This window comes from Methylobacterium sp. CCH7-A2 (genome assembly GCF_001557075.1).
In the GTDB taxonomy this organism is placed as follows: domain Bacteria; phylum Pseudomonadota; class Alphaproteobacteria; order Rhizobiales; family Beijerinckiaceae; genus Allobosea; species Allobosea massiliensis.
This window is the reverse complement of sequence record NZ_LSKN01000236.1, coordinates 1-1372: the sequence shown is the minus strand read 5'-3', so window position 1 is coordinate 1372 and position 1372 is coordinate 1. Positions and strand designations below refer to the sequence as shown.

Sequence of the window (1372 nt, the reverse complement as noted above, 5' to 3'; positions counted from 1 at the left end):
TCTCGACCGATACGGTGAAGGTCGCGCAGGAAGCCGGCTCGATGCTGGCGAAGCTCGTGCCGGATATCAAGAAAACGGCCGAACTGGTCGAGGAGATCACCGCCGCCTGCCGCGAGCAGGATGTCGGCTCGACCCAAATCAACCAGGCGATCCAGCAGCTCGACAAGGTGACGCAGCAGAACGCCGCAGCCTCCGAGGAGGTCTCCGCTACCTCCGAGGAACTCGCCTCCCAGGCCGAGCAGCTGCAGGCCACCATCGCCTTCTTCCGCGTGCGCGACGGCAGCCCGAAGCCGCGCGCGGAGGAGCCCGTCGAGCGGGCGGTCAAGCAGCTGCGCGGCAAGGCCGCGAGCATGGCTGCGGCCGCGCAGCCGAAGAAGGCTGCCGCCGCCCGTCCCGCCCGCAAGGTCGCCAATGGCGGCTTCGCCTTCGATCTCGCCGGCGGCGACGATCAGGACGATTCCGCCTTTCAACGCAACTGATCTGGACCGGCCCCTGGAGGCAGGGGCCGGCCGCTCTCACACGTCGTTCACAACGAGGTCGCCATGGCTGACACCGCCCAATATCTGACGCTCGGCATCGATCAGGAGCTGTTCGGGATCGACATCCGCAATGTCCGGGAGATTCTCGACATGCGGCCGATCTCGAAGCTGCCGCATGCGCCGAGCTTCCTGCTGGGGATGATCGACGTCCGCGGCGCCGGCTACCCGATCGTCGATCTGCGGACCAAGCTGGGCCTGCCGCGCGCCGAGCCCACCGACGCGACGCGCATCATCATCCTCGACGTGCCGGTCAAGGGCCGCACGCTCGGCGTCGGCTTCGTCGCCGACCGTGTCTTCGAGGTGACCGGTCTCGACGACGACCAGACCGAGGCCGCGCCCGATGTCGGCGGCCGCTGGCAGTCGAACTACATCGCCGGCATCGGCCGCAAGGGCGAATCCTTCATCGTCGTCTTCGATCTCGAGCGCCTGATGGAATCCGACGATCTGCCCCAGCTCAGCGCAATGGCACCGGAAAGGGCCGCGTGACGTGAGCAACCAGCAGGACACCGAAGCCTACGGCCATCTCTCTGACAAATACTTCAGCGCGATCGCGAAGTTCATCGAGTCGCGGGTCGGCATCAAGCTGCCGCAGACCAAGCGCACCATGGTCGAGGGCCGTTTGCGCAAGCGCGTCCGCGCACTGGGGCTGCCGGGGCTGAACGCCTATGGCGCGCATCTCTTCGACAAGGGCGGGCTCGAGGCGGAAACCATCCATCTCATCGACTGCGTCACCACGAACAAGACCGACTTCTTCCGCGAGCCGAGCCATTTCGAGTTCCTGCGCGACGTCGCGATACCTCAGCTCACGGCACGCCATGGCGGGCGCCCGCCGC

General features: G+C 66.8%; 1 protein-coding gene and 2 pseudogenes. All 3 read left to right on the top strand.

Going from position 1 to position 1372, the window contains the following annotated elements; genetic code table 11:
• A pseudogene (locus AX750_RS18140) lies at window positions 1-479 on the top strand (methyl-accepting chemotaxis protein); the annotation flags it as partial.
• Between the two features lie 63 nt (window positions 480-542).
• Complete coding sequence (locus AX750_RS18135) at window positions 543-1025, top strand: chemotaxis protein CheW (protein WP_066723734.1); 483 nt, start codon at window positions 543-545, stop codon at window positions 1023-1025.
• Between the two features lies 1 nt (window position 1026).
• Window positions 1027-1372, top strand: a pseudogene (locus AX750_RS18130) (chemotaxis protein CheR); the annotation flags it as partial.

Coding starts and splice junctions, on each gene's coding strand:
- AX750_RS18135 (WP_066723734.1), top strand. CDS start 543: ATGGCTGACACCGCCCAATATCTGACGCTCGGCATCGATCAGGAGCTG.